At 71.8% G+C, this 5,437-nt stretch carries 5 protein-coding genes; 1 reads left to right on the top strand and 4 read right to left on the bottom strand.

Translation table 11 applies throughout. From position 1 onward, the window contains the following. Positions 1 to 355: 355 nt before the first annotated feature. Positions 356 to 2,041: a phospho-sugar mutase gene (locus PLL68_RS06300; protein ID WP_324532700.1), complete on the bottom strand. Its 1,686-nt coding sequence runs from the start codon at positions 2,039 to 2,041 to the stop codon at positions 356 to 358. A 7-nt stretch (positions 2,042 to 2,048) separates the two neighbouring features. Then, the gene (locus PLL68_RS06295; RefSeq protein ID WP_324532698.1) at positions 2,049 to 2,888 is read right to left on the bottom strand and encodes a purine-nucleoside phosphorylase; all 840 of its coding nucleotides are present in this window, start codon (positions 2,886 to 2,888) and stop codon (positions 2,049 to 2,051) included. 139 nt (positions 2,889 to 3,027) lie between these two features. Between PLL68_RS06295 and PLL68_RS06290 the strand changes: the two genes are divergently transcribed. Continuing rightward, positions 3,028 to 3,606 carry a fasciclin domain-containing protein gene (locus PLL68_RS06290; protein ID WP_324532696.1) on the top strand — a complete coding sequence of 193 codons (579 nt, stop codon included), beginning with the start codon at positions 3,028 to 3,030 and terminating at the stop codon, positions 3,604 to 3,606. Between the two features lie 168 nt (positions 3,607 to 3,774). On the opposite strand, the gene PLL68_RS06285 is transcribed toward PLL68_RS06290, so the two are convergent. Together PLL68_RS06285 and PLL68_RS06280 are read right to left on the bottom strand one after the other, a co-directional pair. Beyond that, positions 3,775 to 4,824, bottom strand: coding sequence for an ABC transporter ATP-binding protein (locus tag PLL68_RS06285; protein WP_324532694.1), 1,050 nt, complete (start codon positions 4,822 to 4,824; stop codon positions 3,775 to 3,777). After that, positions 4,821 to 5,437: ABC transporter permease (locus PLL68_RS06280; RefSeq protein WP_324532692.1), on the bottom strand; the 617-nt coding region annotated here is incomplete at its 5' end. The genes PLL68_RS06285 and PLL68_RS06280, both read right to left, overlap by 4 nt.

Raw genomic sequence — 5,437 nt, 5'->3', positions numbered from 1 at the left:
GCCCGTCGAGAGAAGGCAACACGCAGGGAACGGCGCCTCACGGCCTGCGTGTTGCGTCCTCTCGACTGTCGACGTCGCCCAGAGGTGCGGGTACCGACCTGACGTAGGGTCGAGCGATGGGTGGGGGATTCAACGGCGCGGCGTCCCGGCGCGGTTGGGCGCTCGCGGTCGGGGCCGCGGTCGCGCTGGGGGTGACGTCGCTGCTCGTCAACCAGACCTCGGCCCCGTGCTGGGGCTCGTCGGCGCCGCAACCCACAGCGACCGGTGGTTCGGCTGGCTCGCGCGCACCTTCGTGCCCGCGGGGGCGGCCGTCGAGCCGTGGGCAGGTCCTGCGCAGACGGTCAGTGCGGACCCGCTAGATCGAGGTGGCGGCCTCCAGGTCGGCCCGGATGCCGGCCAGCCGGCTCCCAGCGCGACCTCGCGCGGCCTTGACCTCCTCCTCGGCCCCGACCGGCTCGATGACCTCGAGGTAGACCTTGAGCTTGGGCTCGGTGCCCGAGGGGCGCACGATGATCCGCGACTCGTCGGCCAGGTAGTAGCGCAGCCCCTCGGTCGGGGGCAGCCCACCATCGCCCTGCGCGAGGTCGTCGGCCCGGGCGACGTCGACCCCCGCCACCGAGGTGAGCGGGGTGGCGCGCAGCCGCGCCATGATCTCGCCGATGAGCGAGAGGTCCTCGACGCGCACCGAGAAGGCGTCGGTGGCGTGCACCCCGTGGGCCCGGGCCAGGTCGTCGAGCAGGTCGTCGACGCTGCGGCCCCCGGCCTTCAGGCCCGCGGTCAGTTCGGCGAAGAGCAGCGCGGCGCTGACGCCGTCCTTGTCGCGCACCTGCGCCGGGTCGACGCAGTAGCCGAGCGCCTCCTCGTAGCCGTAGCGCAGCCCGGGCACCCGGGAGATCCACTTGAAGCCGGTCAGGGTCTCCTCGTGACGTACCCCGGCCGCCCGGCACATCGCGGCGAGCAGCCGCGAGGAGACGATCGAGTTGGCGAACACGCACTCCGCCGAGTCGGGCAGCACCCCGGCCGCAGAACCCTTGGCGAGCAGGTGCGCCCCGAGCAGGGCACCGACCTCGTCACCGCGCAGCATCCGCCAGCCACCGGGGCCCGGCACCGCGGCCGCACAGCGGTCGGCATCCGGGTCGTTGGCGATGACGACGTCCGGTCCGGTCTGCTCCGCGAGCTCGATGGCGGCGTCGATCGCGCCCGGCTCCTCGGGGTTGGGGAAGGACACCGTCGGGAAGGCCGGGTCGGGCTGGGCCTGGCTCTCCACGACGTTGGGCGCCGAGAACCCGGCCCGCTCGAAGGCGGCCAGCACGGTCTCGGTGCCGACCCCGTGCAGCGCGGTGTGCACGACCGACAGCTCGGCCGCGGCGCCGTGCTCGACCACGGCGGCGGCGTCGCGCAGGTAGTCCTGCCACACGTCGTCGCCGAGGGTCTCCCAGCCGTCGTCGGCCCGGGCCACGCCCGCCACCGACGAGACCTGCGCGATCTGCTCGGCGATGAGGGCGTCGACCGGCGAGACGATCTGTGACCCGTCGCCGAGGTAGACCTTGTAGCCGTTGTCCTGCGGGGGGTTGTGCGAGGCGGTGACCATGACACCGGCATCCGCCCCGAGCCAGCGGATCGCGTAGGCGAGCACCGGCGTCGGCATGGTGCGGTTGAGGATCGCCGCCCGCCCACCGGCGGCGACGACGACGGCCGCGGTGTCACGGGCGAAGACGTCCGAGTTCGTGCGGGCGTCGAAGCCCACGACCACGAACGGCTCGGGGTTCAGCGTCTTCAGGTAGGCCGTGAGCCCGGCGGCCGCCCGGATGACCACGGCCCGGTTCATCCGGTTGTTGCCCCCACCGAGCTTCCCGCGCAGACCGGCCGTGCCGAACTCGAGCATCCCGGCCATGGCATCGGCCAGCTCCGTGGCCGCGCCCTCGTCGCCGCCCTCCGCGGCGTCGGCGAGGCCGACGAGCTCGTCGCGCGTCACGGCATCCGGGTCGTCGGCTGCCCAGGCGCGGGCGGCGGCGAGCAGGTCGGTCAGGTGAGCGCTCACGGCATCCTCAGATCTTGGCGACGACGGCGGCGAGGAGGCGTCCGCAACGCTGCGCGGCCTCGCGGCCGGCCTCGAGGACCTCTTCGTGGTTGAGCGGCGTCTTGGAGATGCCGGCGGCCGGGTTGGTCACGAGCGAGATGCCAAGCACCTCGAGCCCGCTCTGGCGGGCGGCGATCGCCTCGAGCGAGGTCGACATGCCGACGAGGTCACCGCCGAGGATGCCGGCCATGCGCACCTCCGCGGGGGTCTCGTAGTGCGGCCCGCGGAACTGCACGTAGACGCCCTCGTCGAGGTCGGGGTCGATCTCCTTGGCGATGGCGCGCAGCCGCGGGGAGTACACGTCGGTGAGGTCGACGAAGTTCGCGCCCTCGATGGGGGAGGTGGCGGTGAGGTTGATGTGGTCGCTGATGAGCACGGGGGTGCCCGGCGCCCACTCCTCGCGCAACCCGCCGCAGCCGTTGGTGATGACGACGGTGCGGCACCCCGCGGCCGCTGCGGTGCGGATGCCGTGCACCACCGCACGCACGCCGTGGCCCTCGTAGTAGTGGGTGCGGGTGCCGTAGACCAGGGCGCGGCGACCCGTGTCTCCGATGGCGACCGAGCGCATGACGCCCGAATGGCCGGCGACGGCGGCCTTGGCGAACCCGGGGACGTCGGTGTTGTCGATCGTCGCGAGGGTCTCGCCGATGAGGTCACCGGTCTGCCCCCAGCCCGATCCCAGCACGAGGGCGACGTCGTGCGCCGCCACCCCGGTGCGCTCGCGGATGACCGCTGCCGCGGCATCGGCGACGGCGAACGGGTCGGTCGCGGGGTCGGACAGGGCGTGGGCGGCGGCGTTGTCGGTCACGCTGCGCAGCGTACCGACCCGAGCCCATCTGCACCTACGTCAAAACTTTGTCGAAGAAGGTGCATCCAAGCCCGGGGTCCCCGCGGAAGAAGGGGTGTCAGACCAACCCAGAGCTTCACCCCCCGAAAGGACTCCTCCGATGCGACGCATCCTTCCCGTGGCCGCCGTCCTGGCCCTCGCCCTGACCACCGCCGCCTGTGGGAGCGACGAGGCCGAGCCCGCAGCCTCCAGCGCTTCCGCGGCCGCCACCACCGAGGCGCCCTCCCCGTCGCCGAGCGAGACCATGGCGGCGTCCGACATCGTCGACACCGCGGTCGCGGCCGGCGACTTCACGACCCTGGCTGCCGCCCTGACGGCTGCCGAGCTCGTCGACACCCTCAAGGGCACCGGCCCGTTCACGGTGTTCGCCCCGACCGACGCCGCCTTCGAGAAGCTGCCGGCCGGCACGGTCGACACCCTCCTGAAGGACCCCAAGGGTGACCTGACCCAGATCCTCACCTACCACGTCGTGCCCGGCAAGGTCATGGCCGCTGACGTCGTCAAGCTCGACGGCCAGAAGGTCGCGACCGTCCAGGGCGGCGAGCTGACCGTCAACGTCGACGGCGACAAGGTCTCGCTGACCGACGTGGCCGGCAATACCGTCAACGTGACGGCGACCGACGTCGAGGCCAGCAACGGCGTCATCCACGTCATCGACGCGGTGCTCATGCCGAAGTGACCCACTGAGGTCTCCGCAGCACCCAACTGACGGATGCCGGGTACAGCGACAGTCGCTGTACCCGGCATCCGCCGTCTGCCCCCTCACCCCGACTTCGTGCGACTTCCGTGCGGGTTTCGCGCCTCCTGAGCCGAAAACCCGCACCGAAGTCGCACGAAGTCGTTGCCTCTAGTCGGCGACGGCGAGGGCGGCGTCCCCACGGGGCGACAGGGTCACCCGGTCGCCCGGGCGGAACGTCGTGACGTCGGTGTTGGGCACCTGCACCGTGACGAGCGTGCCGTCGGGGATGCGAGCGATGACCCGGCCGTGTCCGCCGAGGAAGCTCGCGCTCACGACGGATGCCGTCCCGCCGTCGTCGTGCGCGATGCGCACCCCTTCGGGTCGCACCAGGACCAGGGCGCTCGGCCCCGAGGAGGAACCGGGCAGCAGGGGCACGGAGCCACCGAGCAGGTGGGCGGTCTCGCCGGCCACCTCGCCGCGGATGCGGTTGGTGAGCCCGACGAAGTCGGCGACGAAGGGGGTCTTCGGCGCCGAGTAGAGCTCGGCCGGTGGCGCGAGCTGCTCGAGCTTGCCCACGCTCATGACACCGACCCGGTCTGCGACGGCAAGCGCCTCCTCCTGGTCGTGCGTGACGAACAGGGTGGTCGTTCCGACCTCGAGCTGGATGCGCCGGATCTCGTCACGCAGCTGGGTGCGCACCTTCGCGTCCAGGGCCGAGAGCGGCTCGTCGAGCAGGAGCACCTGCGGCTCGATGGCCAGGGCCCGGGCCAGGGCCACACGTTGCTGCTGGCCTCCGGACATCTGGTGGGCGAACTTGTCGGCGTGCTTGCCCAGCCCCACGAGGTCGAGCATCTCGGCGGCGCGGGCCCGGCGTGCGGCCTTGTCCCGGCCGCGCAGTTCGAGGCCGAACTCGACGTTCTGCCGGGCGGTCATGTGGGGGAAGAGGCTGTACGCCTGGAAGACCATCCCCATGTCGCGCTTGTTCGTCGGCACCTTCGTCAGGTCGTTGCCGCCGACGACGATGGTGCCCGAGTCGGGGTCCTCGAGGCCGGCCAGGCACCGCAGGGCGGTGGTCTTGCCGCAGCCGGAGGGGCCGAGCAGGGCGACGAACTCGCCCGGCTCCATGTGCAGCGTCAGCCCGTCGAGCGCTGCGACGCCACCGTAGGAACGGCGCAGTTCGGTGAGCTGGACGGGGGTGCCACGGGGGGAGTCGGTCATGCGGCTGGCTCCTTGCGGTCGACGCGGGTGCGCCGGAATCGGGCGAGGGGGGAGGTGCCGGCAGGGCTGCTGCCGACGAAGGACATCGCGAACAGCACGACGAAGGCGAACACCAGCGAGACCAGCCCGACGGCGACCGAGATCTTCGCGTCGGACTTGCCGAGCTCGTACATCGCGACCTGGAGGTTCTTCTTGCTGAACAGGCTGGCGATGGTGAACTCCCCGAGCACCAGGGCCACCGACAGGAACGACGCCGAGAGCACGGCCGAACGCAGGTTCGGCAGCACGATCCGGCGCATGACGGTGAACCACGATGCCCCGAGTGACCGCGCGGCCTCGGAGAGGGTGCGCACGTCGATGGCGCGCAGACCGGCATCCAACGACCGGTAGGCGTAGGGCAGGACGAGCACGACGTAGGCGAGCGAGAGCCACAGCGTCGACGAGCCGACGAAGTAGTACACCCAGGCGTAGACGGGCGTCAGGCCCACGACCAGCACGATGGCCGGCACGGTGAGCGGCAGCAGGCAGATGAACTCAACCGTGCGCGACAGTCCGGGAAGGCGCAGGCGCACCCAGGTCATCGTCGGCACGAGGATCGCGAGCATGACCAGGG

The organism is Ornithinibacter sp. (genome assembly GCF_035443565.1).
GTDB lineage: Bacteria > Actinomycetota > Actinomycetes > Actinomycetales > Dermatophilaceae > Fodinibacter.
Note: the sequence above shows the minus strand (reverse complement) of the source record. Positions and strands in the feature narration are given on the sequence as shown.

What these genes read in the sequence shown, in the direction of transcription:
- PLL68_RS06290 (WP_324532696.1), top strand. Translation starts at nt 3,028, where the DNA reads ATGCGACGCATCCTTCCCGTGGCCGCCGTCCTGGCCCTCGCCCTGACC.
- PLL68_RS06285 (WP_324532694.1), bottom strand. Translation starts at nt 4,824, where the DNA reads ATGACCGACTCCCCCCGTGGCACCCCCGTCCAGCTCACCGAACTGCGC.